The sequence below is a fragment of the Streptomyces sp. NPDC045899 genome (genome assembly GCF_056431485.1).
Map to the genome: position 1 here is coordinate 34,096 of NZ_JBWKKP010000008.1, position 26,393 is coordinate 60,488.

Annotated in this window: 23 protein-coding genes and 3 tRNA genes; 16 read left to right on the forward strand and 10 right to left on the reverse strand. The window is 70.1% G+C overall.

The window, feature by feature from the left end:
- The first annotated feature begins 29 nt into the window (after positions 1-29).
- The 5 genes from gyrA (at position 30) to AC07FT_RS14055 (ending at position 5,538) form a co-directional block, all read left to right on the forward strand.
- Entirely contained in the window at positions 30-2,642 is a 2,613-nt protein-coding gene (gyrA, locus tag AC07FT_RS14035; protein ID WP_471192055.1) for a DNA gyrase subunit A, read from the forward strand.
- A 3-nt stretch (positions 2,643-2,645) separates the two neighbouring features.
- Entirely contained in the window at positions 2,646-3,410 is a 765-nt protein-coding gene (locus AC07FT_RS14040; protein WP_479176449.1) for a DUF3566 domain-containing protein, read from the forward strand.
- 61 nt (positions 3,411-3,471) lie between these two features.
- A tRNA-Ile gene (locus AC07FT_RS14045) sits at positions 3,472-3,545 on the forward strand.
- A gap of 181 nt (positions 3,546-3,726) precedes the next feature.
- The gene (locus AC07FT_RS14050) at positions 3,727-3,861 is read left to right on the forward strand and encodes a DLW-39 family protein (RefSeq protein ID WP_003958712.1); all 135 of its coding nucleotides are present in this window, start codon (positions 3,727-3,729) and stop codon (positions 3,859-3,861) included.
- A gap of 210 nt (positions 3,862-4,071) precedes the next feature.
- Entirely contained in the window at positions 4,072-5,538 is a 1,467-nt protein-coding gene (locus AC07FT_RS14055) for a hypothetical protein (protein WP_479176450.1), read from the forward strand.
- A gap of 248 nt (positions 5,539-5,786) precedes the next feature.
- On the opposite strand, the gene AC07FT_RS14060 is transcribed toward AC07FT_RS14055, so the two are convergent.
- Both AC07FT_RS14060 and AC07FT_RS14065 read right to left on the reverse strand, forming a co-directional pair.
- Entirely contained in the window at positions 5,787-7,394 is a 1,608-nt protein-coding gene (locus AC07FT_RS14060; RefSeq protein WP_479176451.1) for a serine/threonine-protein kinase, read from the reverse strand.
- A gap of 48 nt (positions 7,395-7,442) precedes the next feature.
- Positions 7,443-7,988, reverse strand: coding sequence for a helix-turn-helix domain-containing protein (locus AC07FT_RS14065; protein WP_176181801.1), 546 nt, complete (start codon positions 7,986-7,988; stop codon positions 7,443-7,445).
- 118 nt (positions 7,989-8,106) lie between these two features.
- On the opposite strand from AC07FT_RS14065, the gene AC07FT_RS14070 reads away from it, so the two are divergent.
- Both AC07FT_RS14070 and AC07FT_RS14075 read left to right on the forward strand, forming a co-directional pair.
- A tRNA-Ala gene (locus tag AC07FT_RS14070) sits at positions 8,107-8,179 on the forward strand.
- Between the two features lie 195 nt (positions 8,180-8,374).
- Positions 8,375-9,523: a response regulator gene (locus AC07FT_RS14075; protein WP_479176452.1), complete on the forward strand. Its 1,149-nt coding sequence runs from the start codon at positions 8,375-8,377 to the stop codon at positions 9,521-9,523.
- A 102-nt stretch (positions 9,524-9,625) separates the two neighbouring features.
- Here the strand turns inward: AC07FT_RS14075 and AC07FT_RS14080 are convergent, their stop codons facing one another.
- Entirely contained in the window at positions 9,626-10,351 is a 726-nt protein-coding gene (locus AC07FT_RS14080; protein WP_479176453.1) for a DUF5324 family protein, read from the reverse strand.
- A gap of 292 nt (positions 10,352-10,643) precedes the next feature.
- On the opposite strand from AC07FT_RS14080, the gene AC07FT_RS14085 reads away from it, so the two are divergent.
- On the forward strand, positions 10,644-11,177 hold the full coding sequence (locus AC07FT_RS14085; RefSeq protein ID WP_471192072.1) for a peptidylprolyl isomerase: 534 nt from the start codon (positions 10,644-10,646) through the stop codon (positions 11,175-11,177).
- 95 nt (positions 11,178-11,272) lie between these two features.
- A complete protein-coding gene (locus tag AC07FT_RS14090) occupies positions 11,273-12,157 on the forward strand; it encodes a rhomboid family intramembrane serine protease (RefSeq protein ID WP_479176622.1) in 885 nt (294 codons plus the stop codon).
- A gap of 355 nt (positions 12,158-12,512) precedes the next feature.
- Here the strand turns inward: AC07FT_RS14090 and crgA are convergent, their stop codons facing one another.
- On the reverse strand, positions 12,513-12,770 hold the full coding sequence (gene crgA / locus AC07FT_RS14095; protein WP_254752064.1) for a cell division protein CrgA: 258 nt from the start codon (positions 12,768-12,770) through the stop codon (positions 12,513-12,515).
- 145 nt (positions 12,771-12,915) lie between these two features.
- Here crgA and AC07FT_RS14100 point away from each other — a divergent pair, with 145 nt between their 5' ends.
- The 6 genes from AC07FT_RS14100 to AC07FT_RS14125 all read left to right on the forward strand — a co-directional run bounded on the left by AC07FT_RS14100 (position 12,916) and on the right by AC07FT_RS14125 (position 17,600).
- Positions 12,916-13,686 (forward strand): DUF881 domain-containing protein, encoded by a 771-nt coding sequence (locus AC07FT_RS14100; RefSeq protein WP_479176454.1) that lies wholly within the window; start codon positions 12,916-12,918, stop codon positions 13,684-13,686.
- Positions 13,687-13,700: 14 nt separating this feature from the next.
- Positions 13,701-14,381, forward strand: a complete 681-nt coding sequence (locus AC07FT_RS14105; protein ID WP_479176455.1) for a class E sortase — start codon at positions 13,701-13,703, stop codon at positions 14,379-14,381.
- An 84-nt stretch (positions 14,382-14,465) separates the two neighbouring features.
- The gene (locus AC07FT_RS14110; RefSeq protein ID WP_044572551.1) at positions 14,466-14,642 is read left to right on the forward strand and encodes a hypothetical protein; all 177 of its coding nucleotides are present in this window, start codon (positions 14,466-14,468) and stop codon (positions 14,640-14,642) included.
- Positions 14,639-15,289 carry an aminodeoxychorismate/anthranilate synthase component II gene (locus tag AC07FT_RS14115; protein WP_471192081.1) on the forward strand — a complete coding sequence of 217 codons (651 nt, stop codon included), beginning with the start codon at positions 14,639-14,641 and terminating at the stop codon, positions 15,287-15,289. Before AC07FT_RS14110 ends, AC07FT_RS14115 begins: the two co-directional genes overlap by 4 nt.
- Positions 15,286-16,821, forward strand: coding sequence for a class E sortase (locus tag AC07FT_RS14120; RefSeq protein ID WP_479176456.1), 1,536 nt, complete (start codon positions 15,286-15,288; stop codon positions 16,819-16,821). Before AC07FT_RS14115 ends, AC07FT_RS14120 begins: the two co-directional genes overlap by 4 nt.
- Before the next feature lie 41 nt (positions 16,822-16,862).
- Positions 16,863-17,600 carry a class E sortase gene (locus AC07FT_RS14125; protein ID WP_479176623.1) on the forward strand — a complete coding sequence of 246 codons (738 nt, stop codon included), beginning with the start codon at positions 16,863-16,865 and terminating at the stop codon, positions 17,598-17,600.
- 112 nt (positions 17,601-17,712) lie between these two features.
- On the opposite strand, the gene pknB is transcribed toward AC07FT_RS14125, so the two are convergent.
- The 6 genes from pknB to AC07FT_RS14155 form a co-directional block, all read right to left on the reverse strand.
- Positions 17,713-19,740 (reverse strand): Stk1 family PASTA domain-containing Ser/Thr kinase, encoded by a 2,028-nt coding sequence (gene pknB / locus AC07FT_RS14130; protein WP_479176457.1) that lies wholly within the window; start codon positions 19,738-19,740, stop codon positions 17,713-17,715.
- Between the two features lie 167 nt (positions 19,741-19,907).
- A complete protein-coding gene (locus AC07FT_RS14135) occupies positions 19,908-21,374 on the reverse strand; it encodes a peptidoglycan D,D-transpeptidase FtsI family protein (protein ID WP_479176458.1) in 1,467 nt (488 codons plus the stop codon).
- On the reverse strand, positions 21,371-22,780 hold the full coding sequence (locus tag AC07FT_RS14140; protein WP_254751729.1) for an FtsW/RodA/SpoVE family cell cycle protein: 1,410 nt from the start codon (positions 22,778-22,780) through the stop codon (positions 21,371-21,373). Before AC07FT_RS14140 ends, AC07FT_RS14135 begins: the two co-directional genes overlap by 4 nt.
- 22 nt (positions 22,781-22,802) lie before the next feature.
- Positions 22,803-24,401, reverse strand: coding sequence for a Stp1/IreP family PP2C-type Ser/Thr phosphatase (locus tag AC07FT_RS14145; protein WP_479176459.1), 1,599 nt, complete (start codon positions 24,399-24,401; stop codon positions 22,803-22,805).
- Positions 24,402-24,476: 75 nt separating this feature from the next.
- Positions 24,477-24,998: an FHA domain-containing protein FhaB/FipA gene (locus AC07FT_RS14150; protein WP_471192094.1), complete on the reverse strand. Its 522-nt coding sequence runs from the start codon at positions 24,996-24,998 to the stop codon at positions 24,477-24,479.
- A gap of 10 nt (positions 24,999-25,008) precedes the next feature.
- On the reverse strand, positions 25,009-25,860 hold the full coding sequence (locus tag AC07FT_RS14155; RefSeq protein WP_471192096.1) for an FhaA domain-containing protein: 852 nt from the start codon (positions 25,858-25,860) through the stop codon (positions 25,009-25,011).
- A gap of 322 nt (positions 25,861-26,182) precedes the next feature.
- On the opposite strand from AC07FT_RS14155, the gene AC07FT_RS14160 reads away from it, so the two are divergent.
- Positions 26,183-26,269, forward strand: a tRNA-Leu gene (locus AC07FT_RS14160).
- The last annotated feature ends 124 nt before the right edge of the window (positions 26,270-26,393 follow it).

Sequence of the window (26,393 nt, forward strand, 5' to 3'; positions counted from 1 at the left end):
CCGCAGACGACAGAAGGACTTGACCAGCAATGGCCGACGAGAACACCCCGAACACGCCTGAAGACCCCGCCGAGGGCGCCGGACTCCGTGTGGAGCCGGTGGGCCTCGAGACGGAGATGCAGCGCTCCTACCTCGACTACGCGATGAGCGTGATCGTGAGCCGTGCGCTGCCCGACGTCCGGGACGGCCTCAAGCCGGTGCACCGGCGCGTGCTCTACGCGATGTACGACGGCGGGTACCGCCCCGAGAAGGGCTTCTACAAGTGTGCCCGTGTCGTGGGCGATGTCATGGGCACGTACCACCCGCACGGCGACTCGTCCATCTACGACGCCCTGGTGCGACTGGCCCAGTCGTGGTCGATGCGCATGCCGCTGGTGGACTCCAACGGCAACTTCGGCTCCCCGGGCAACGACCCGGCGGCGGCCATGCGGTACACCGAGTGCAAGATGGCCCCGCTGGCCATGGAGATGCTCCGGGACATCGACGAGGACACCGTCGACTTCCAGGACAACTACGACGGCCGTAACCAGGAGCCCACGGTCCTGCCGGCCCGCATCCCCAATCTGCTGGTCAACGGCTCGGCAGGGATCGCGGTCGGTATGGCCACCAACATCCCGCCGCACAACCTGCGCGAGGTGGCCGAGGGTGCCCAGTGGTTCCTGGCGAACCCGGAGGCCACCTCGGAGGAGCTGCTCGACGCCCTGATCGACCGGATCAAGGGCCCGGACTTCCCCACCGGGGCGCTGGTCGTCGGCCGCAAGGGCATCGAGGAGGCGTACCGCACCGGCCGCGGCTCGATCACCATGCGCGCGGTCGTCGAGGTCGAGGAGATCCAGGGCCGTCAGTGCCTGGTCGTCACCGAGCTGCCGTACCAGGTCAACCCGGACAACCTGGCGCAGAAGATCGCCGACCTGGTGAAGGACGCCAGGATCGGCGGCATCGCCGACGTCCGTGACGAGACCTCCTCGCGCACCGGCCAGCGACTGGTCATCGTGCTCAAGCGGGACGCGGTCGCCAAGGTGGTCCTCAACAACCTCTACAAGCACACCGATCTGCAGACCAACTTCGGCGCCAACATGCTGGCGCTGGTCGACGGGGTGCCGCGCACGCTCTCGCTCGACGCGTTCATCCGCAACTGGGTCACCCACCAGATCGAGGTCATCGTCCGCCGGACGCGCTTCCGGCTGCGCAAGGCCGAGGAGCGGGCGCACATCCTGCGCGGTCTGCTCAAGGCGCTGGACGCCATCGACGAGGTCATCGCGCTGATCCGGCGCAGCGACACGGTCGAGATCGCGCGCGAGGGCCTGATGGGCCTGCTGGAGATCGACGAGATCCAGGCGAACGCGATCCTGGAGATGCAGCTGCGGCGGCTGGCCGCCCTGGAGCGCCAGAAGATCATCCAGGAGCACGACGAACTCCAGGCGAAGATCAACGAGTACAACGCGATCCTGGCCTCGCCCGAGCGGCAGCGGCAGATCATCAGCGAGGAGCTCACCGCGATCGTCGAGAAGTTCGGCGACGACCGGCGCTCCAAGCTGGTCCCCTTCGACGGCGACATGTCCATCGAGGACCTGATCGCCGAAGAGGACATCGTCGTCACCATCACGCGTGGCGGCTATGTGAAGCGCACCAAGACCGAGGACTACCGCTCCCAGAAGCGCGGCGGCAAGGGGGTGCGCGGTACGAAGCTGAAGCAGGACGACATCGTCGACCACTTCTTCGTCTCGACCACCCACCACTGGCTGCTGTTCTTCACCAACAAGGGCCGGGTCTACCGGGCCAAGGCGTATGAGCTGCCGGACGCGGGCCGGGAGGCGCGCGGCCAGCACGTCGCCAACCTGCTGGCGTTCCAGCCGGACGAGCAGATCGCGCGGATCCTGGCGATCCGGAACTACGAGGCGGTGCCGTACCTGGTGCTCGCCACGAAGTCGGGTTTGGTGAAGAAAACTCCGCTAAAGGATTACGACTCGCCCCGCTCCGGCGGTGTGATCGCCATCAACCTCCGGGAGATGGAGGACGGCCGCGAGGACGAGCTGATCGGCGCGGAGTTGGTCTCCGCCGAGGACGATCTGCTGCTCATCAGCAAGAAGGCCCAGTCCATCCGGTTCACGGCCACGGACGAAGCGCTGCGGCCGATGGGCCGGGCGACCTCCGGTGTGAAGGGCATGAGCTTCCGCGAGGGCGATGAACTCCTCTCGATGAATGTCGTGCGGCCGGGTACGTTCGTGTTCACCGCCACCGACGGTGGATACGCGAAGCGGTCGAATGTCGACGAATACCGCGTCCAGGGTCGCGGCGGCCTCGGAATCAAGGCCGCCAAGATCGTGGAGGACCGTGGATCCCTGGTCGGTGCGCTGGTGGTCGAGGAGACCGACGAGATCCTGGCCATCACGCTCGGCGGCGGTGTGATCCGTACGCGGGTCAACGAGGTCAGGGAAACGGGCCGTGACACCATGGGCGTCCAACTGATCAACCTGGGCAAGCGCGATGCCGTCGTGGGTATCGCCCGGAACGCCGAGGCCGGTCGTGAGGCTGAAGAGGTCGAGGAGGAAATCTCCGCGGCCGGGATCGAGGCAGCCGAGGGGGCCGCGCCCGAGGTGGCCGAGGGCACCGAGCCCCCGGCTGACGAGACCGAGGAGTAAGTCGTGAGTGGAGCCACGGGTGCCACGGGCGGCGGTGCGGACGCCGGAAGGCGGTCCGGATCGGGAGCTCCGTCCTCAGCGGGCGGTGGTTCCGCTCAGAAGGGTGCCCGTGGCCCGGCGGCCGACCCCCAGCGGGGCACGGTGACCGACACCCGTGAGCTCCGGCCCCAGCGGTCGGGTGAGCCGCGTGAGAAGCGTTCCGGCAGCCCGCTGCCCAGCGAGCGCCCCTCCAGTGCGGCGCCCGCGCAGCCGTACCACCCGCCGCAGGCGTACGCGCCGCCGACGGGCGGCGGTACGGCGGGCCGCGGGACCGCCGCGGCCCCGGCCCAGTCCGGGGGCCAGGCCACCGCGGGCATCCGGCGCCCCCGTACGGGCGCGGGTGCCCGGCCGGTGCCGCGCACCCGCAAGGCGCGGCTGCGGGTCTCCAGGGTGGACCCGTGGTCGGTCATGAAGGTCAGCTTCCTGCTCGCCATAGCGCTGGGGATCTGCACGGTGATCGCCACGGCGGTGCTGTGGATGGTCATGGACGCCATGGGCGTCTTCAGTGCCGTGGGCGGCACGATCAGCGAGGCGACGGAGTCCCAGAAGGGCACCGGGTTCGACCTGGAGTCGTTCCTGTCGCTGCCGCGTGTCCTGGGGTTCACCTCGATCATCGCCGTGATCAACGTGGTGCTGGCGACCGCCCTGGCCACCCTGGGCGCGTTCATCTACAACCTGTCCGCCGGGTTCGTGGGCGGCGTGGAGCTGACGCTCGCCGAGGACGAGTAGCGGCCCGGCGATACCGATTTTGGGACAGGGCTGGTGGTGCGCTAATCTTTCGGTGCAGCGCGGGGCTATAGCTCAGACGGTTAGAGCGCTTCCCTGATAAGGAAGAGGCCACAGGTTCAAGTCCTGTTAGCCCCACCGACGCGAACGGCCCGGACGGAGGATTTCTCCGCCGGGCCGATCTCGTATGGGCGCCCGTGGAGTTGATGTCCGGTAGTTGCCGTGTGAATGGCGGGCATAGGTCACCGAACGGTATCGGTCGGTGTGTATCATCGGGCGCCAGAGGTCCCCTACGTCAAGAAAGAGACGAGGTAGCGCGGTGAAGAAGCTCCTCCTGGTCGCACTGGCCGCCATCGGCGGGCTCCTCGTGTACCGCCAGATCCAGGCGGATCGCGCCGAGCAGGATCTGTGGACGGAGGCGACCGACTCCGTGCCCGCGGGTTCGGGCGTGTGACCCCCACGAGTCCCGGTACGGGGCCCCGACCGCTGGAGCGGTCGGGGCCCCGTCCGCTTTACTGGCGACCGTGGCGGGGATGAAGGTCGCGGGGGCCTCGGGGATCTGCTGACGGGGGCCGTCGCGTTCACTCTCGCAAACGAATTGCTTGCACACGCAAAGCCGGGTGGGGTCCGCGGCCACGGCCGGTACGACGAGGAGTGACGCGCGATGAGGGACCGCTGCAGGGTCAGGTCGGGCCTCGCCGCGGTGGCGGCGCTGTGTGCGGTGGTGACGACGCAGGGGCAGGCCCTGGCGGCGCCCGCCGACGTCAGCGGCGAACCCCGGGAGTACGAGACCCAGGGCACCCGGATACACGGCGCCGGGGACGCCGCCGGCGCCCCGGCCCTGGATTCCGGCCGGACCTACACCGACACCCTCGGTCCGGGCGAGAAGCGGCACTACGCGGTCGGACTCGATGCGAAATCGGCCGCCTACGTCTCAGCGGTCGCCGCTCCCCAGCCGGGCTCGGGCGTGGCCTCGTTCCGCGACGGTGTCCGGATCACCCTCCAGAATCCGGACGGTGGCACCTGTGACACCGCGTCGCCCCGGTTCGAGAGCAGCGGTGCCGCCTATCCCCTGACCGACCACGTCGTCCGGCAGACCGGCGCCGGCTCGCTGGCGTCCTGCCGTACGGCGGGGCGCTATCTGGTCACGGTGGAGCGTCAGGAGGGGGCGCAGGACCCCGCCCGCTGGCCCCTGGAGCTGCGGCTGATGACGGAGCCCCCGGTGAAGGGCGGTGCCACGGGCGGTGCGCCGGAGGGGAGTTGGCGCACCGATCCGCCGCGGCTGCCGAGCGGATCCCCGCGGGAGCGCGAAGGGGGCATCGGCCTCGCGGACGCGCCGACGGTCTCCACGGGGGTGTGGAGGGACGGTTTCCGGCCGGGTGAGACGCACTTCTACCGGGTCCCGGTCGACTGGGGCCAACAGCTCTCCGCCGTCGCCGAACTGCCCGCGGATGCCCAGGGCAAGAGCTCCACGGTCCTCGACAAGGCAGTCGCCCTGCGGGCCTACAGCCCGGCGCTCGGCCTCGCCAAGCGCGGCGCCGTCGGCGTCGGGGCGGGGAAGTCGACGGGGACGCAGGTGAGCACCGCCCCCGTGGCCTACGGGAACCGCTACGCCAAGGCCGACTACTCGGTCCGCGCGATGAGCGTGGCGGGCGGGTACTTCCTGGCGGTCACGCTCAGCCCGACCGAGGCCGCCCCACAGCTGAAGGGCACGGTTCCGGTCACCCTGCGGGTGCGGGTCGCCGGGGCCACGCGTGGTGGGCCGGAGTACCAGGGAGACGCCCTGAAGCAGGGCTTCGGCCTCACGGCCGCCGAGAAGAAGCTGGCGCGGCAGGGCGCGCTGTCCGCGGGGGACGACGGGACGTCCGTGCCGGGGGAGGACGACGGAACCAACTCCGCGCTCCGGCTGGTGGGCTGGACCGGGCTCGGGGCGGGCACGGTGCTGCTGGCCGGGCTCGGCACCTGGACCGTGACCGCACGGCGGCGGGCGGCGGGGGAGCCGGACGGGGGTCCGCGAACGGGAGCGCCCGGGGTGGGAGCGGCTGGATCGGGCCCTGGGGTGGGCGCACCTGGGGCGGGGGAGCCGTCGACGGGACAGCAGCGGCCCTACGGGACACCGTCGGGCTGGTAGCGGGCCCGGCGGCACCGTACGCCGTACGCCGCTGAGGGGCACCTGTACGTCCCGGGACAGCGGCGGCACCACCACATGCCCGGGGGCGGCGGTGGCGCGCTCTGACGGGCGGCGGACGGCCTTCCCGGGGCCGGGGCGCCGACGTCCCGGGGCCGGGGGCGCCGCCGTCCCGGGGCGGTTGCGGTGGCTGTGCGGCCGGTTCCGGCGTTTCCGTGGTCGGTTGCGGCGGTTTCGCGGCGCGGCCGGGCTCAGCCCGCGACGATCAGTGCCCAGGCGCCGACGGCGAAGCACACGGCCGCGGCGATCAGGATCGAGACCGTCGCCTTCCGGGACGGACCGGGACGCCGTGCGGCCCGGTGCGGAACCCGCGGCTGCTGAGCGGTGTATGGACGAGTAGGAGGGTGAGCGAGCGGCACCGAGGAGGGTGTCGCGTTCGGTACGGGGGTGGGCGTATGGAGATGAGGCGGGCCGTGCGGCTCGGAACGGTGCCCGTGCGGCGGCTGTACGGGGTGCTGCGGGGGCTGCGGCAGCGGGGTGCCCGGCAGCGGGGCGATGGTCGAGGGAGTCTGCGGAGTCTGCGGGGTGTGGGGATGGGACACCGAGGACTGGGGGACCGAGGGCCGCTGGACCGGCGGATGGGGCGTCAGGGGGTGTGGTGTCGGCGGGTGCTGCGGCGGCAGCGGCTCCTGGACGGGGGGATGAGCCGGAGTCGCGGGCTGCTCCCCCTGGTGCGAGGGGGTGTGCTGCTGGGACCGGGGCTGTGGCTGCGGCGGCGGGAGGTTGAAGCTGCCGGTGTCCGACATGGAGGGCCGCGGCGCGCCGGGTTCGGCCGGTTCCGCTGGTCCGGCCGGGTTGGCCCGGCTGGCCGGGTCTGCGGCGGGCCGGGGGCCCGGCTCCGTCTCGGCGGTCGAAGTGCTCAGGGCCGCCCCCGGGGTCTCGTCCGGAGAGTCGGACTTGGCGTGGCGGCGCCCCGGCCGGGTCGGCCCCGCGGAGCCGAATCCGGTGGGCAGTGGGCCGAGCTGATCGAAGACCTCGATCGCCTCGTCGTCGATGTCCGCCTCGGGCAGCGACTCGACAGCGGTCGCCAGCGCCTTGCGCGCCCCGACGGCCGTGCGGAAGCGGTCCTCCGGATCCGGCTGCAGCAGCCCCGCGATCACCTGCCAGAGCGGCTCCGGCACCTCCGCGGGCGGGTTCGGCACCCCCTGCTCGCTGAAGCGCTTCACCAGCGCCTCCGCGTCCGGCTTGTGCCCGCTCAGCAGATAGAGCGTCACCAGCCCGACGGCGAAGAGATCGGCCGGGAAGTCGGGCTCCTCCCCCATCATCTGCTCGGGCGCGAAGTAACCCGGCGTGCCCATCACGTAGTTGGCCTCGGTCAGCCGCGGCTCGCCCTTGGTCAGTGCGATGCCGAAGTCGGACAGGCGCACATGCGGCCGTCCCGTCCCGGTGGCCTCCAGCAGGATGTTCGCGGGTTTGATGTCCCGGTGCACCACACCCTCGGCGTGCACTGCGGCCAGCCCGGAGAGCAACTGGTCCAGCAGGGTGCAGACATAGCGCGGTGGAAGCGGTCCGTAGTCACCGATGAGATGGGCGAACGAGCCGCCGCCCACCAGATCCATGGTGAAGAGCACCTTGTCGTCGTCCGCCGCCCAGCTCGCGGGCGCCAGCACATGCGGGTGGTCGATCCGCAGCGCCTGTTCCCGGACGAACCGCAGCAGCGTATGGGCGTCCCGTTGCTGGAGCACCTTCGCCGCCACGTACCGCCGGCGGCGGTGGTCCCAGACCCGCCAGACGGCTCCCACACCCCCGCGCCCGATCGGGTCCACCAGCTCGTACCGGCCCGCGAAGATCTCACCCATCGCGTCGTGCCCGCCCCGTCATCGACTCGTCAGCAGCCCATCAGTCCGTCAGCTCTGGTGCGCCTCGTAGTGCGCGACCGCCTCGGCGGTCCGCCCGGCGCCGTACACCCGGAGGAACTCCGCCAGCTCGGGATGGGTGGGGGCGAGGGAGTCCGCGGCGTCGATGATGTCCCCCGCGGCGGCCACGGACCGCAGCAGCGACTGGATCTCGCGGACCACACGCCGCACGGTCGGGGCACCCGTGCTGGCCGCGGTCTGGGTGGAGTTGAGGACCGAGCCACCCGCGCTCTTCTTGATCTCCTCCATGCGCTCGGCGGCCTCCGCGGCGCTGACCCTGCCGTCCGCCGCCTGGCTGGAGAGCTCCTGGAGCGCCTGTACCCGCTGGACCACCGCGGGGTTGCCGATCTTTGCCCGCTGACCGCTCATGAGCTGCGACAGCATGGGTGCGGAGAGACCGAGCACGGCGGCCAGCCGGGCCTGATTGAGACCGAGATCATCGATGAGACGGCGAAAGAGCGCCCCCAGCGGTTCCCCGTACCAGCTGCGCTGCAGCTCCCGTGCACGCGCGGTGGCGTCCTGCTGTGTTGCGTCCATCCCGGTCTCCCCTTCGCTTCGCTGCCGCGAATCTTGCGTGGCATCCTACGGAGAGCGGTACGCGCGAGCGATACCCGGTCGGGAAAGGCAGCCGACACCGGGTATCCTGATCGGCGACGGGGCCTTAGCTCAGTTGGTAGAGCGCCGTCTTTGCATGGCGGATGTCAGGAGTTCGACTCTCCTAGGCTCCACCCCTGTCACCAGCCGGGACACCACTGCGGTGTCCCGGCTGGTTCGTTGTGCGGCCGTGTTCCGCGGCCCCCGTGTTGCCACTCCCGGCGTTGTCCGGCGCAACACCCGCGCGATCCTCCAGGCTGTCGCCCACAACTCGGGCAAGCCGCCCGGGAATCGTCTGATCGGCGTGAGTCGCCGTAGAGGGGGACGAGATGGGTGAGCTGCGTCCGCTGGGGGACAATCTGCCCGAGGAATGCCGGGCGTTCGCCGTGGAGCTGAGACGGCTCTTCGCCGGGCTGGAGGTCTCGGTACGCAGATACGCGGTGCGACGGCACCGAGATCCCAGTACGGTCTCGCGCTTCCTGAGCGGGACGCGCATCCCGCCGTGGGAGTTCGTCTTCGATCTCTTCACGGATCTCGCGGCGCGACGGGGTGCCGCCGTCACCCCGGCCGCCATCGAACTGATGCGGGATCTGCACCGGGCCGCGGTGCGCACCAGCCGGTCCCCCGCCCACGCCATGGAGATCCTCCAGGTGCAGCTGGCGGACGCGGACCGGGAGGCGCGCTGTTCGCTCGCCCACCAGGACGCGCTGGGCGAGGTGCTGCTCGACCGCAAGCACCGCATCGCCGATCTGGAGGTACGGCTGAACCAGGCCGAGGCGGCCTGGGCCATGGAGCGCGCGCGGGCGGATGCTCTGGAGCGCGGGTCACCGGACCGTGAGGAGCTGATCAAGGAGCGGGACAAGCTGGAGCGGGAGGTGCGCCGGCTGGCCGAGGAGCTGGCCGAGGTGCGCCGACGCGGACGGCTGGCGGAGGACCGCTGTCTGGTGCTGGAGAGGCAGCTCGCCGTGGTGGAGGCCCAGGGACCCGCCGCGGCCCCGCAGCCGGACGAGGAGCCGGGCGCCCCGGTGGGGCCGATGGCACGCCCCTGCGGAGGTCCCCGCCCCAAGATCCTGGTGGTCGACGACCAGCCCAACAACCTGCTGGCCATGGAGGCCGTGCTGGCCACCCTCGACCAGGAGCTGGTGACCGCGAGCTCCGGTCAGGAGGCCCTCAAGGCGCTGCTGGACCACGACGACTTCGCCGTGATCCTGCTCGATGTGCAGATGCCGGAGATGGACGGCTACGAGACGGCCGCCCACATCAAGCGGCGTTCCCGGAACCGGGACATCCCGATCATCTTCCTGACCGCGATGGGCGCCGACCCGGAGCACTCCTCGCGCGGATACGCGGCGGGTGCCGTCGACTACATGGCGAAGCCGTTCGATCCCTGGGCGCTGCGGGCCAAGGTGTCGGTCTTCACCGAGATCTTCCTGGAGCGGCGGCAGCGGCGCACCGCCGAGCGGGTACCGGAGGGCTGAGCCCAGGAGCCCAGGAGCCCAGGACGCATATGAACGGCCGAGGGGCGGAAGACCCCGGGTCTTCCGCCCCTCGGCGAACCTCGTGTCACCGCGCCGGCGTCGTCAGCGCTGGTCGTCGTCCTTGCGCGCCTCGGCCTCGGCCTGCTTGGCCTGCACCTCCGGGTCGAGGGCGTCCTGGTCACTGCCGTCCACCGTGGCCAGCCGCTCGCGGTCGCCCACCTCGGTCGCCGCCGGGGGCTCCACCAGCCAGTCGGGGTTGGCCTGCCGGTCCCACCACTTCCACGCGGCGAAGAGCCCCGCGCCGATCAGCCCGATGAAGGTGGTCCGCTTGGCCACCCTCCCGGCACGGGCCCGGCGGGCGCGCTTCCTGGCCAGCTTCTCGATGTCGGCGGCGGTCACATGGGTGCGCAGCGCGGCGACGGCCGCGGCCGTGCGGACCACCGCCTCCTCACGGGCGGGTCCGGCGGCCGCGCGCACTCCGGCCACCGCGTTCTCCACGCGGGGCGTCGTGTAGTCGGCGGCCTGGCGGGCGGCCTTGCGGGTGCGCTTGGCGGCACGGGTCGCGGCGGCGTCCACCTTGGGTGGCAGGTTCCCCCTGGCCTGGGTGAGCCTGGGCGCGATGTGCGCGTGGTACTGCGTACCGGCGCTGCACCGGGCCTGGTGTGCGGCGTGCGAGACCTTCGGCGCCAGCCGCACGCGCGCTTCGTGCGCGTAGCGGGTGGCGGTGTCCTTGGCCGTGCCGGCGTAGGGCGCCACCGCCTCCGCGGCGTGCAGGACGCCGCTCTTGGCGGTGCCGGTCGCGGCTCGCACGCTGTCAATGCGGGTCACGGGATCCTCCTCCTCGGTGGCGTTGGTCATGGCTCCGGGGTTCAGAGTTCAGAGTTCTGTGCTCAAGCTGCGCAGTTTCGTGTTTCCATCCCAAGAAAGATCATGCCTGTTTGTGGAGATCATGCCCGTTCGCAGCACGCGGAGCATGTGAGGCCGGGCATCTGGGTCATAGCGGAGATTCTTCCGGAAACACTAGGTATCGGCGCGCCGTCCATGGCCTTCACGGATACCCCCGGGCATCGGGTCCGTGCGAGGATCAGGAGACGGAAGTGAAAACGATGGAAGGTAGATCGTGGCCGAGCAGCTTTACGCCACTCTGAAGACGAACAACGGCGACATCGTGGTGCGGCTGCTGCCGAACCACGCGCCCAAGACGGTCAAGAACTTCGTGGAGCTCGCCGAGGGCAGCCGCGAGTGGACCCACCCGGCCACCGGCAAGAAGGCCAAGGAGAAGCTCTACGACGGCACGGTCTTCCACCGCGTCATCAGTGGCTTCATGATCCAGGGCGGGGACCCGCTGGGTAACGGCACCGGCGGCCCGGGCTACGAGTTCGGCGACGAGTTCCACCCGGACCTGGCCTTCAACAAGCCGTACCTGCTGGCCATGGCCAACGCCGGTCCGGGCACCAACGGCTCGCAGTTCTTCATCACCGTCTCCCCGACCACGTGGCTGACCGGCAAGCACAGCATCTTCGGTGAGGTCACCGACGAGGCCAGCAAGAAGGTCGTGGACACCATCGCGGCCGCCGCGACCAACCCGCGCACCGACCGTCCGCTCCAGGACGTCGTGATCGAGTCCGTCGTCGTGGAGACCCGCGAGGGCTGATCTCCCCGCTCGGGAACTCCATGCCCCGCTTGTCCGTGTGAACAAGCGGGGCGGAGGACGTGACCGAGCGTGTGGACAGGGGGCGAGAGGACACCATGGAGGACCAGGCGGTCTGCTGTTACCGGCATCCGCAGCGGGAGACCGGCATCACCTGCACCCGCTGTGAGCGCCCGATCTGTCCGGAGTGCATGATCAGTGCCTCCGTGGGGTTCCAGTGCCCCGAGTGTGTGGGCGGCAGGGCCTCCGCCGGGTCGGGGCCGGCGGCGCCGGGCCCCGCGCCGCGCGCGACCCAGCCGCGCACCCTGGCGGGCGGTGCGATCACTTCCGACCCACGGCTGCTCACCAAGATCCTGATCGTCCTCAACCTCGTCATATGGCTGGTGGCGCTGGGGGCGGGCGACCGCTTCGTGGATGACCTCGATCTGGTCGGCCGGGCCTATGACCCGGGTGCCGGTGAGATCGTCGGGGTCGCCGAGGGCCAGTGGTATCGGCTGGTGACCTCGGTCTTCCTGCACCAGCAGGTGATGCACATCGCCTTCAACATGCTTTCGCTGTGGTGGATCGGCGGTCCGCTGGAGGCGGCGCTCGGCCGCGCCCGCTACCTCACCCTCTATCTGCTCTCCGGTCTCGGCGGCAGCGCGCTGTCCTACCTGCTGGCCGCGCAGAACCAGCCCTCACTGGGCGCCTCCGGCGCGATCTTCGGGCTGCTGGGCGCCACCGCCGTGCTGATGCGGCGGCTCCAGTACGACATGCGGCCGGTCATCGCGCTGCTGGCGCTGAACCTGCTCTTCACCTTCACCTGGTCCGGGATCGCCTGGCAGGCCCATGTCGGCGGGCTGGTCGTGGGTACGGCGGTGGCGTACGGGATGGTGCACGCTCCGCGTCAGCGGCGGGCGCTGGTGCAGTGGGGGACCTGTGCGGTGGCCCTGCTGGCGATGATCGCGGTGATCTGGGTCCGCACGGTCGAGCTCACCGGCTGAGCCCCGCGGGGCCATCCGGCCCCGTGTTCACCGAGGGCTTCGAACGGGTCTGACTCGGTCAGTTGTCCACAGCGTGTGGCGGATCTTGCGCAACCTGTGGAGAACATCTGTACGTGCCTCCGCTGACCTGCATTTTCGCAGGAAAGTGCAGGTGTGAAGGATCGAACCGGAATCCACCACCGGTCACACCGGCGTCAACGCGACAGAGGTTATCCACAGATCTTCTGAGTTTTCCCCGCCTGTGGATAACCCTGTGGACAGTGATCGGATGTCCCCGCCGTAGCGCATGATTCCGCCGCACCGGACGACCGTGCCACAGGGCCCGTGGAGGGCCCTGCTCCCGTCGTGGACGGATCTACTTCCACTGAGTGGAGACGACGAACCCCGCGGCGATGAAGCCGAAGCCGACGACGATGTTCCAGTTGCCGAGCGACTCGATCGGCATGTCCCCCGTGGTCACGTAGAAGACGACGATCCACACCAGGCCGATCAGGAACATCGCCAGCATCAGCGGGGCCACCCAGCGGCGGCCGCTGTTCAGGTTGATGCTCGCCGCCTGCTTCGCCGGAGGCGGGGTGAAATCGTCCTTCTTGCGGATCCGTGACTTCGGCACGAGGAACTCTCCTGTCGATGCGCTGCGTGACCGCGCGGGGATATTGAACGGACGGCGCCGGGGGGGACAGCGACGGGGACCACTTCCCTCCCCCGCATGTCAGTTAGCGTAGTCCTTCCGCGGCGTCGTAAGGAGTAAGGGTACGTTGAGCAATTCCGCTGACTCCCCCACCCCGGGCTTCCGCCGCCCCGCCCTCCGCCCCGTCCGCCTGCTGACCGCCTCGGTCTTCGCGCTGGCCGGGCTCATCTTCTGGACCAGCTTCAACACGGCGCAGGGCACCAACATCCGTAGTGATGAATCGATGCTGCGGCTGTCGGACCTGATCCAGGAGCGCAGCCGGAAGAATCACACCCTCGACGACAGCACGGCCAAGATGCGCTCCGAGGTCGACGCCCTCGCCCGCCGCGACGACGGCAGCACCAGCGCCGAGCGCCGGGAGCTGGCCGAGCTGGAGAAGACGGCGGGCACCAAGAAGCTCACCGGCACCGGGGTCACCGTCACCCTCACCGATGCCCCGCCCAACGCCACCGCCCAGATCCCCGGCGTCCCCGAGCCTCAGCCCAACGACCTGGTGATCCACCAGCAGGACCTCCAGGCCGTGGTCAACGCGCTGTGGCAGGGTGGCGCCAAGGGGATCATGGTCATGGACCAGCGGCTGATCGCCACCAGCGCGGTGCGCTGCGTCGGCAACACCCTGATCCTCCAGGGCCGGGTCTACTCACCGCCCTACAAGATCACCGCCGTCGGTGACCGCGGCAAGCTGCGCACCGCGCTCGCCGCCTCCCCCGCCATCCAGAACTACCGCAGCTACGTCGACGCCTACGGCCTCGGCTGGAAAGTCGACCAGCACGACACGGTGACTCTTCCCGGCTACTCCGGCACAGTGGACCTGCATCAGGCACAGCCCATCGGGTAGCGCTTGGGGGGCCGGTGACCACGCGGGTGATCATCAGAACGCTCAGTGAACTCTGCGTCACCATCGGCACGTTGATCATTCTCCTGGTGGTCTACCTCCTCTACTGGACCTCCGTCCGCGCCGACCGCGCCATGGAGAGCGAGATCGACCACTTACAGGACCGCTGGGCCACCGGCTCCGTCTCCATGGAGGGCGCCCGTGGCCAGGCCGCACCACCCCCCTACGCGCCGGGCGCCTCCTTCGCGGTCATGTACATCCCCCGCTTCGGCAGCGACTGGGCCAAACCCGTCCTCCAGGGGACCGGCGCCGAGACCCTCAAGAAGGGGCTCGGCCACTACTCCCGCACCGCCCGCCTCGGCGCCACCGGGAACTTCGCCGTCGCCGGGCACCGCCGCACCTACGGCGACCCCTTCAAGGACTTTCCCGCGCTGCGCCCCGGCGACGCGGTGGTGCTGACCGACGGCACCACCTGGTTCACGTACCGCATCGACCGGCGCCCCTACCGCACCCGCCCCAGCGACACCGGGGTGATCGACCCGGTGCCGCGGACGTCCGGATTCCGCCGCCCGGGCCGCTATCTGACCTTGACCACCTGCGACCCGGAGTGGGGGCACAGTCACCGGCTGATCGTCTGGGCGCACCTCGACGCGACCCGCCCGGTCACCGAGGGCAGGCCCGCCGCTTTGTCCGGCTGACCCTCCCAGGCCGCCCTCGCCCTTTACTCTGGTGCTGCACTCCGGTGCTGCAATCGACTTCGTCATCGGTGAGATAGGGATGGCATGTACGGCTGGATCTGGCGGCATCTGCCGGGGAACGCATGGGTGCGGGCGCTGATTTCGCTCGTGCTGGTGCTGGCGATCGTCTTCGTGCTCTTCCAGTACGTCTTCCCGTGGGCGGAGCCACTGCTGCCGTTCAACGATGTGACGGTCGACGAGGGAATGGCGGGTCCGCGATGAGCGCGCGCGTCCTGGTCGTCGACAACTACGACAGCTTCGTCTTCAACCTGGTCCAGTACCTCTACCAGCTCGGCGCCGAGTGCGAGGTGGTGCGCAACGACGAGGTCGCCCTCGCGCACGCCCAGGACGGTTTCGACGGCGTCCTGCTGTCCCCCGGACCCGGCACCCCCGAGGAGGCCGGGGTCTGCGTCGACATGGTGCGGCACTGCGCGTCCACCGGCGTCCCGGTGTTCGGCGTCTGTCTGGGGATGCAGTCCATGGCCGTCGCCTACGGCGGGGTCGTGGGGCGCGCACCGGAGTTGCTGCACGGCAAGACCTCGCTGGTCACCCATGAGGGAGCGGGCGTCTTCCAGGGACTGCCCTCGCCCTTCACCGCCACCCGCTACCACTCGCTCGCCGTCGAGCGGGGCACGGTCCCGGAGGAGCTGGAGATCACGGCCTGGACCGAGACCGGCATCGCCATGGGACTGCGCCACCGGGAACTGCGCGTCGAGGGCGTGCAGTTCCACCCCGAGTCGGTCCTCACCGAATGGGGCCACCGCATGCTCGCCAACTGGCTGGTGGAGTGCGGCGACAGCGGAGCGGTGGAGCGGTCCGCCGGACTCGCCCCGGTGGTCGGGGCGGTCGGCGGCAAGGCAGGCGAGTGACCGCACTGCGCCCCGAGCGTGAGGGCGCGGCCCACGGCGCCCAGGGAGCCGCCCCGTACGGGTCGTACGAGTCACGGGGACCGTACGACGCCCACGGGGGATCCGGCGCGTTCACGGCGCCGGGGGAGCGGCCGGGCGATCCCCCGGCCGCCCGGATGCCGGCGGTGGCCCCCGACGGGGCCACCAGTCACACCCTGGGCCTCAGCTCGCTCCCCGGGCGGCCTCCGGATCCCGCGCCCCGCCGACGCCATCGCCGTCCGTCCGCCGAGGAGTACGCCCCGGACGGCCCGGCCGATCCGGCGGCCACGATGCCGCTGGGCGCCGTACCGCCCCCGACCGGCCGACGGCGGCGCCGTCCCGGCGCCTCAGGGCCCGGCGAGGCGGGGGAGGCTCCAGAACCCCCCACGGGCCGCCGTCGGGCGCGAGTGGCCCCCTCAGAGCCCGGCAGGGCCGATGAGACCGCCGTCCTGCCCCCCGCGGCCCGGTCCGCGCCCACCGCACCACCCCGCCGCGACGACGAGACGGTGGCCCTGCGCGCGATGCCGCGCTCCGCGCCCCCCGGCGGACGCTCCGTGCCGCCGGGCGGCGACGAGACCATGGCGCTGCGGAGGGTCCGCCCCGGCAGCACGCTCCCCGGCCCCATGCCCCCCCACCGCGCGACCCCCGTGGCACCGGCCTCCGGCCAGCCGGTGCCGACCGGTGGCCGTGCCGCCCGCCGCCGGGCCGCCCAGGAGGCCGCCCGGCGCGGCGGCCGGCGTCCGTCCGCGGGCCGCCCGCGAACGGACGCGGGCCCGGCCCCCGGTGCCGCGCCCCGTACCCGTATGGAGGCCAAGCGCGCCGCGCGGGCCCGCAAGGACAGCCCCGGGGTCGTGATGAGCCGGGTCGCCGGTGAGCTGTTCATCACGCTCGGCGTGGTGATGCTGCTCTTCGTCACCTACCAGCTGTGGTGGACCAACATCCGGGCGCACCAGCAGGCCAACGGCGCCGCCAACAGCCTCCGCGCGAAGTGGGACGAGAACGGCGGCGACCGTGACCCGGGGACCTTCTCCCCCGGCGAGGGGTTCGCGATCCTCTACATCCCCAAGCTGGATGTGAAGGCCCCGATCGCCGAGGGCATCGACAAGCACAAGGTCCTCGACCGCGGCATGGTCGGCCACTACGCCAAGGGCAGGCTGAAGACCGCGATGCCCTGGGACAAGAAGGGGAACTTCGCGCTCGCCGGGCACCGCAACACCCACGGTGAGCCGTTCCGCTACATCAACCACCTGAAGCGCGGCGACGAGATCATCATCGAGACCCAACGCCGTTACTACACCTACGAGATGGACGGCATCCTCCCGCAGACCTCCCCGTCCAACACGGGCGTCATCGGGCCGGTGCCGGCCGGTTCGGGCTTCACCAAGCCGGGCCGCTACATCACGCTGACCACCTGCACACCGGAGTTCACCAGCACCTACCGGATGATCGTGTGGGGCAAGATGGTCGACGAGCGCCCGCGCAGCGATGGGAAGCCGGACGCGCTGGTCGAGTGAGCGCGTCCGAGCGGGAACAGCAAGAAAAGGGGTACGACGCGGTGGCACGGACCGACCACGACCAGTTGCGGGGCGAGACCGCCGATCCACCCGCCCCCGCCGCGCCCCGTACCACCCGCGCCCGGATAGCCGCGGCCATCGGCGTCCTGGGCGAGCTGCTGATCACCGCGGGGCTGGTCCTGGCCCTCTTCGTCGTCTACTCGCTGTGGTGGACCAACGTGCTCGCCGACCGCGAGGCGAAGAAGCAGGGTGACCGGGTGCGGCGGCACTGGGCGCAGGGTCCGGGGAACCTCGACACCAAGGACGGCATCGGCTTCCTGCACGTGCCGTCCATGGACAACGGCGAGGTGCTGGTCAAGAAGGGCACCAGCACCAAAACCCTGAACGACGGTGTCGCGGGCTACTACACGGACCCGGTGCCCTCCGCCATGCCCTGGGATAAAAAGGGCAATTTCTCTCTCGCCGCCCACCGTGACGGCCACGGCGCCAAGTTCCACAACATCAACAAGGTCCACGAGGGCGACGCGGTCGTCTTCGAGACCCGCGACCGCTGGTACGTCTACCGGGTCTTCGCGACGCTCCCCGAGACCTCGAAGTTCAACGTGGACGTGCTGGACGCGGTCCCCAAGGAGTCGGGTACGAAGAAGCCGGGCCGCTACATCACGCTCTCGACCTGTACGCCGGTCTACACCGCGCGCCACCGCTACATCGTGTGGGGCGAACTGGAGCGCACCGAGAAGGTGGACGTGCGCCGCACGCCCCCCAAGGAACTGCGCTAGCCCCGCACCCGGCAGAAGCGAGGCCAGGACCACGGGGAAGCCCCCGGTGCCCTCTGGGAGGGCGCCGGGGGCTTCGTCGTCGCCAGGGCACCTCGGTGCCCCGCGGCGCGGTCTACTCGGTGGGGGCGGCGCCGCTCGGACCGCCGAAGATCGTGTCGTCCCCGCCGTCACCGCCTCCGATACCGCCGCCGTTGTTGCCCTGGCCGCCGGTGGTGATGAGGCTGATGGACTGGCCCTTGGGCACCGTGCTGCCCGCGCCCGGCTGACTGGCCACCACGGTGGCGTTGTCGTCCTGCGGACCGGCGATGGTGCCCACGTTCAGCCCGAGGTCCTTCAGCGCCTTCTTGGCGTCCTTCAGGGTCTGACCGCCCAGGTTGGGCACCTGGACGTTCTCCGGCTGTGCGGGGGCCTTGGCGACGGTCAGGGTGATCTGCGAACCGGGCGCGACCTCCTGGCCGCCCTTGGGGTTCTGGTCGACGACCGTGCCCGCCTCGACATCGCCGTTCTCGGCCTCGGTGACGGACACCTTGAGGCCCTTCTTCCCGAGCGCCGTCTTGGCGTCCTCGACCTTCTTGGTGGTCACGTCCGGGACGACGATCTTGGACTCGGCCGCGGCCACGGTCAGCGTGATCGTGCTGCCCTTGGTGGCCTTCGTCCCGCCCGTCGGGTCCTGGGCGAGCACGGTCCCGGCCGGCTGCGGGGACTCCTTCTGCTGCTGCTCGACCTCGAAGCCCTTGTCCTCCAGCTGCTGGGTCGCGGAGGCGATCTGGGTGTTGACGACGCTGGGGACCTCGACCTTTGCCGCGGGCTTGGCGCCCTTGGACATGGTCAGCCGGATCATGCCGAACCGCTCGATCTGGCCGCCCTCGGGGTCCTGCGAACAGACCGTGTTCTTGGGCGTGTCACAGAACTTCGAGCCGGTCTTCTCGACCTTGAAGTCGCCGTTGGTCGCCTGCTTCTGGGCGGCCGCGAACGTCTTGTTCCGCAGGCTGGGCACGTCGACCATGTCGTCGTTCTTGCCGCCGCTGAACAGCGACTTCCCGATGAAGATCGCCCCGACCAGGACCAGTATCCCGGCCAGCACCAGCAGGATCGTGGAGAGGTTGCTCTTCTTCTCCGGCGATCCGCCACGGCCACGGCCCCGGTCGGGCCGGTCGTCGTAGCCCATACCGCCGTCGTCGTCGCGCATCGGCGGAAGCATGGAGGTCTGCGCCCCGGGGTCCTGCGGGCGCAGCATGGTCGTGGGCTGGTCGTCGGCGCCGTAGCCGACCGCGCCGAGCGCCGCGGTGGCGGCGACCGGCTGGCCGTCCAGCGCGGCCTCGATGTCGGCGCGCATCTCGTCGGCCGACTGGTAGCGGTAGTCCGGGTCCTTGACCAGCGCCCGCAGGACGATGGCGTCCATCTCCGGGGTGATCTCGGGGTCGTAGGCGCTCGGCGGCTGAGGCTCTTCCCGTACGTGCTGGTAGGCCACGGCCACCGGGGAGTCGCCCACGAAGGGCGGCCGCACGGTCAGCAGCTCGTAGAGCAGACAGCCGGTGGAGTAGAGGTCACTGCGGGCGTCGACGGTCTCGCCCTTGGCCTGCTCGGGGGAGAGGTACTGGGCGGTGCCGATCACGGCGGCCGTCTGCGTCATGGTCATCCCGGCGTCGCCCATGGCGCGGGCGATGCCGAAGTCCATCACCTTGACCTGGCCGGTGCGCGTCAGCATGACGTTCGCGGGCTTGATGTCGCGGTGGACGATGTTGTTCCGGTGTGAGTACTCCAGGGCCTGGAGGATGCCGGTGGTCATCTCCATGGAGCGCTCGGGGAGCAGCTTTCTGCCCGAGTGCAGCAGCTCACGCAGGGTGGAGCCGTCGACGTACTCCATCACGATGTACGGGATCGAGACACCGTCGACGTAGTCCTCGCCGGTGTCGTAGACCGCGACGATCGCGGGATGGTTGAGCGAGGCGGCCGACTGGGCCTCTCGGCGGAACCGGGCCTGGAAGGACGGATCGCGGGCGAGGTCCACCCGGAGCGTCTTCACAGCGACAGTGCGGCCGAGGCGGGTGTCATGGGCGAGGTAGACCTCCGCCATGCCACCGCGGCCGAGCACTGAGCCCAGCTCATACCGGCCGCCGAGGCGACGCGGCTCTTCCATAGCTACTCCAGCCCTCTTCCGTCATTCCCGACCGCACCTGTGGGGGCCGGTCAAGTGCTGCTCGCGCATACCGTACCCGGCACGTCCGATGCGACCCGGCCACAGCCGCTACTTGATACCGGACCGGTACGGCGACGTGCGGGATTGGTATCAGGGCGTGACCGGCGTCACTTCTCGCTGGCCAGTACCGCCTTCATCACGTCCTTGGCGATCGGCGCGGCCAGCCTGCCACCCGCGATGTCGTCACGGACGGTGTCGGAACCCTCGATGACGACCGCGACCGCGACCGGGGAGCCGTCGTCGGTCTTGGCGTAGGAGATGAACCATGCGTAGGGGTTCTTGCTGTTCGCGACACCGTGCTGGGCGGTACCGGTCTTGCCGCCGACCTCGACCCCGGGGATCTGGGCCGCGGTACCGGTGCCCTTGTCCACGACGGTCTTCATCATGTCCTGGAGCTTGCCGGCGTTCTCCGGGGAGACCGCCTGGCTCATCTCCTCCGGGTCGGTCCGCTCGATGGTGCTCAGATTGGGGGCGCGCAGCGAGTCGACCATGTACGGCTTCATCAGCTTGCCGTCATTGGCGATCGCGGAGGCGACCATGGCCATCTGGAGCGGGGTGGTGCGGGTGTCGTACTGGCCGATGGCGGACAGCGCGTTGGACGGCCGGTCCATATCCTCGGGGTAGACGCTGGCGTTGGCACGGACCGGCGTCAGGACCTGTTCGCCGAAGCCGAACTTCTCCGCCTGCTCCAGCATCTTCTCCTTGCCGAGGTCGTCACCCAGCTTGCCGAAGACCGTGTTGCAGGAGTACCGCAGGGCCTCCCGGAGAGGGGCGTTCTCGCAGGGGATGTTGCCCTCGTTATCCAGGTTCTTGCTGGACAGCGGCAGGCGCCAGGGCAGCGGCGACTTGGTCGGCGCGTCGATGTCCGAGTACTTCCCGTTCTCCAGCGCCGCGGCGGCGGTGACGACCTTGAAGGTGGAGCCGGGCGGGTAGGTCTGACGCAGTGCCCGGTTGAGCATCGGGTCGTCGGTGTTGTTCTTCGGCTGGAGGTCGTTCCAGGCCTTCTCGTCCTTCTTGGAGCCGCCCGCGACGGTCGACGGGTCGTAGCTCGGGGTGCTGGCCAGGGCGAGGATCTTGCCGGTGCGGGGGTCGAGCGCGGCGACGGCGCCCTTCTTGTTGCCGAGCCCCTCGTACGCGGCCTTCTGGGCCTTGCCGTTGAGAGTGGTGATCACGTCACCGCCCCGCTGGTCCTTACCGGTGATCATGTCGATCGTCCGGTTGAAGAACAGGCGGTCGTCGTCACCGGTGAGGATGTCGTCCTCGAGCTTCTCGATCTGGTTGGCGTCGAAGACCTGGGAGGCGTAGCCGGTGACCGGCGCCCACATCTTGCCGTTCTTGTACGTGCGCTTGTACTTGAAGTCGGTGCCGTCGGTCTCGACCGATCCGGTGATCGGCCGGCCGTCCACGATGATGTTGCCGCGCGGCTGGCTGTAACGGGCGATCAGCACCCGGCGGTTGTGCTTGTTCTCCTTGAGCTCGTCGGCCTGGACGTACTGGATCCAGTTGTCCCGGATCAGCAGGGCGAGGACCAGCAGTCCACAGAAGATCGCGATACGGCGCAGGGGCTTGTTCACGGGCGGACCACCTGAGTCATCTCGGCGTCTGTGGACGGAGCGGGAGTCGGGGCGGGACGGCGCGCGGTGTCGCTGATCTTGATGAGGATCGCGACCAGGGCCCAGTTGGCGAGGACCGAGGAACCGCCGTACGCGAGGAACGGCATGGTCATACCGGTCAGTGGGATGAGCCCCATGACACCGCCCGCCACCACGAAGATCTGGATGGCGAAGGCCGCGGACAGACCGATCGCGAGCAGCTTGCCGAACGGGTCGCGGGCGGCGAGGGCGGTCCGTACGCCCCGCTCCACGATCAGGCCGTACAGCAGCAGGAACGCCATGGTGCCCGCCAGGCCCAGCTCCTCGCCGACGGTGGCGAGGATGAAGTCCGAGTTGGCGGCGAAGCCGATCAGGTCCGAGTTGCCCTGGCCCAGACCGGTGCCGAAGACACCGCCGGAGCCGAAGGACATCAGGGCCTGGGCGATCTGGTCACTGGTGCCGTTCTTGAAAGCCGCGAACGGGTCGAGCCAGGCGTCCACACGCTGCTGTACGTGCGGCTCGAAGGTGGCCACGCTGACGGCTCCGACCGCGGACATCAGCAGACCGAAGACGATCCAGCTGGTGCGCTCGGTGGCCACGTACAGCATGACGACGAACATGCCGAAGAACAGCAGCGAGGTACCGAGGTCGGTCTCGAAGACGAGGATGAGGATGCTCATGCCCCAGACGACGAGGATCGGACCGAGGTCACGGCCGCGCGGCAGGTACAGCCCCATGAAGCGGCGGCTGGCCAGCGCCAGCGCGTCCCGTTTCACCATCAGGTAGCCCGCGAAGAAGACCGCGATGACGATCTTGGCGAATTCGGCGGGCTGGATGGAGAAGCTGCCCACGGTGACCCAGATGCGGGCGCCGAACTTGGCCGGGAAGAACACCGGCATGACCAGCAGCACCAGCGCCGCCGCCATGGAGATGTAGGTGTAGCGCTGGAGGATCCGGTGGTCCTTGAGCAGGATCAGCACGCCCACGAAGAGGGCGACACCCATCGCCGAGTACATCAGCTGCTTGGGGGCCGCGGCCGCGTAGACCTGGCCGATGCTCTCGGCCCGTGCGGCCAGCCGCTTGGACTGGTCCAGGCGCCAGATGAGCACCAGCCCCAGTCCGTTGAGCAGGGTGGCGATCGGCAGCAGCAGCGGGTCGGCGTACGGCGCGAACTTCCGCACCACGAGGTGGCCGACCCCGGCCAGCAGACCGAGCCCGATGCCGTAGCTGAGCATGCCCGAGGGCATCTCGTCGCTGAGCGCCAGACCGGCGTTGGCGTAGGCGAAGACCGGAATGATCACCGCGAAGACCAGCATGGCGAGCTCGGTGTTACGCCGGCTCGGCGGACCCACCGTGCTGATCGTGGTGGTGTTGGAGGTGCTGCTCATACGTGGACGGCCCCTTACGGCTTCACTGCTGGGTGCTGCTGCATTGCGGGACCAACTCCTTCTCCTCCTCCGACAGGGTGGGGCCGGGCTTCGGAGTAGGAGACTTCGACGGTTTCGGCTTGGAGGTGGCCTCTCCGGCCCGCGTCTGCACCTCGTTCTCGTTGCGGTCGTTCTGCGCCGCTCCTTCGCCCGCGGGGGATCTGTCGCCACTGGGCGTGGCCTTGTCGTCCCCGGAGCCACCGCGGTCCCGGTCCTCGCCGCCGGTGAGGTCCTTCTGCCGGTCCTCGGCCTTCTTCTGGGCGTCCGCCTTGCGGCATGCCCCGGCGAGGGTGGCGAGGTCCTTGGTCTTGTCCCGGGCCTGGCCGAGGTCGTTCACCGCGATGGTGTCCTCCACCCGGCCGCGCTGGTCGGTGGGGAGGTACTTGAGTTCGATCTCGCGGTGGTCCTCATGGACCTTGTTGAGCTTGATCCAGGCGAGGTCCTGGCTGATGCCCTGGTAGATCGCGACGTGGTCGCCGTTGGCGCCCACGTAGTACTGGGTCTGGGTCCAGCGGTAGCCGCCGTAGAGCCCGCCGCCGATCACGGCGAGGCCCAGCGCGATGTACAGCGAGCGCTTGAACCAGGTCTTGCGGCCGCTCTTCTTGGTCAGGTCGCCGTCGGCGTAGGCGCCGTAGCTGCCCTCCGGCGCGGCACCGACGTCCGGTCCGCTCCCGGGCGGGCCGAACCCGCCCTGGGGGTCGCCCTGCTGGGGAACGGAACGGCTGGACCGCCCGAGCTCGGCAGCGCGGCCCGCGGGGGTGGACGCGGCGCCGCCGTCGCCCAGGGGGATCTGGTTCTCGGCGACCGCGCCCACGATGACCGGGGTGTCGTTGAACTGCCCGGTCATGGTGTCGCCGCCGTCCACGTCCAGGACGTCGGCGACGATGCAGGTGATGTTGTCGGGGCCGCCGCCGCGCAGGGCGAGCTGGATCAGCTCCTGCACGGTCTCGTGCGGGCCCTGGTAGCTGGCGAGGGTGTCCTCGAGCGTCTGCTGGCTGACCACTCCGGACAGACCGTCGGAGCACAGCAGATAGCGGTCCCCGGCCCGGACCTCGCGGATGGACAGATCGGGCTCGACATGGTCGCCGCTGCCCAGGGCGCGCATCAGCAGGGAGCGCTGCGGGTGGGTGCCCGCCTCCTCCTCGGTGATCCGGCCCTCGTCCACCAGGCGCTGCACCCAGGTGTGGTCCTGGGTGATCTGGGTCAGCGCCCCGTCGCGCAGCAGATAGGCGCGCGAGTCGCCGACGTGGACCAGACCGAGCCGCTGGCCGGTCCACAGCAGAGCGGTGAGCGTGGTGCCCATGCCCTCGAGCTGAGGGTCCTCCTCGACCATCTCGCGCAGCTGGTCGTTGGCCCGCTGCACGGCGCTGCCCAGGGAGGTCAGGATGTCCGAGCCCGGGATGTCGTCGTCGAGCTGGACCAGGGTGGAGATCACCTCGGAGCTGGCGACCTCACCGGCGGCCTGGCCGCCCATGCCGTCGGCGATGGCGAGCAGCCGGGGCCCGGCGTAACCCGAGTCCTCGTTGCCCTCCCGGATCATGCCTTTGTGCGATCCGGCCGCGAAACGCAGTGACAGACTCATGCGCACCTCGCCCGTCGGCTCCGGGTACAGCCCCTTGCCAACCACGCTGCCCACCCTCCGGTCGTCATGGTCCTACTACTTCCGCAGCTCGATGACGGTCTTGCCGATACGGATCGGCGCGCCGAGCGGAATCGGTGTCGGTGTGGTGAGTCGGGTCCGGTCGAGATAGGTGCCGTTGGTGGACCCGAGGTCCTCGACGATCCACTGGCCGTCACGGTCCGGGTAGATCCTGGCATGCCTGCTGGAGGCGTAGTCGTCGTCCAGCACGATTGTTGAATCGTGCGCACGGCCGAGGGTGATGGTCTGCCCCTGGAGGGCGACCGTGGTGCCGGTCAGCGTGCCCTCGGAGACCACCAGCTTGGTCGGGGCACCGCGGCGGCCGCGGCCTCCCGACTGCTGGCGCTGCGGGGGCGGTGCCGCCTGCTGCCGCTGCTGCGGTTGCTGCGGCCGGTCGGGAGCGCCGCGCCGCGCGGAACCGCGCTGGGTCACGCGGGTCCCGAACAGGTCGCTACGGATGACCTGAACGGCCACGATGACGAACAGCCACAGTACGGCGAGGAAACCCAACCGCATGACCGTGAGGGTCAGCTCTGACATTGCCCCCGCTTCACCCTTCGGCTTGCCGGTAAACGATGGTGGTACTGCCCACGACGATCCGCGAGCCGTCGCGGAGCGTAGCGCGGGTGGTGTGCTGTCCGTCCACCACGATGCCGTTCGTCGACCCGAGGTCCTGGATGGTCGGCGGGGTACCGACCCGGATCTCACAGTGTCGTCGGGAGACACCGGGGTCGTCGATCCGCACATCGGCGTCGGTGCTGCGGCCCAGCACCAGGGTGGGCCGGGAGATCTGGTGACGGGTGCCGTTGATCTCGATCCAGCGCCGGGTCTGGCCCTGGGGCTGCGCACCGACGCCCGCTCCGGTGCCGCCGGTGCGGGGCACCGGACGGGCGCCGGGGGGCGCGGCGGGCATGGGCGGCGGCGCACCCGTGGGCTGGGCGGGATAGCCCTGGCCACCGGGACGCTGGTGCGGGGCACCGGCACCGCCGCGGGCCGGAGCGGCGGCCGCCTGCGGGCTCTGGGACTCACTGGAGGCCAGCGTCCGGCTGCGCACCCGGTACAGGCCGGTGTCGAGGTCTTCCGCCTTCTGCAGATGGACCTTGATCGCGCCCATGAAGGTGTAGCGCTGCTGCTTGGCGTAGTCGCGCACCATGCCGGACAGCTCGTCGCCGAGCTGTCCGGAGTACGGGCTGAGGCGGTCGTAGTCGGGCGCGCTCAGCTCGACGATGAAGTCATTGGGGACGACGGTCCGGTCGCGGTTCCAGATCGTGGCGTTGTTGTCGCATTCGCGCTGGAGCGCGCCCGCGATCTCCACCGGCTGGACCTCGGACTTGAACACCTTGGCGAAGGTGCCGTTCACGAGTCCCTCGAGTCGCTGCTCGAAGCGCTTCATGACTCCCACGGGGCACCTCCTTCCTCAGTCGTGCTCAGTGTCGTCCTGGTACTGCTTACTGATCGTATCCACGCGTCGGGAAATCGGGTGGTTCCCCTTCCTGGCCCTGTGGAGCAGTGTCACCTCTCACAGGATCGTAGAGGTGCCCTCACGACAGTGTCCCGCAACCGGGACGCTCTCAGAGCGGGCGGGTGCGGGGCCACCGGAAACGGGTGTGATTCCACCCTGGGCAGCGTGCTAGTGTTCTGGATGTCGGAAGGCGCGCCGCCCGAACCGAGAGAGTCCGAAAGGGCCACCGGGGAGCGGGGGAGCACCGTACGGCAGCACCCATGCGCGGGTGGCGGAATAGGCAGACGCGCTGGATTCAGGTTCCAGTGCCCGAAAGGGCGTGGGGGTTCAACTCCCCCCTCGCGCACCAGTCGGAACGGGCCTCTCCGGAGTGACGAAAGTCGCTCGGGGGAGGCCCGTTTCGCGTTGCGGCAGGACGGTAGAGCGAGCAGGACGGCAGGACAGGACCAAGGGCCTCCCTGGACGGGGGCCCT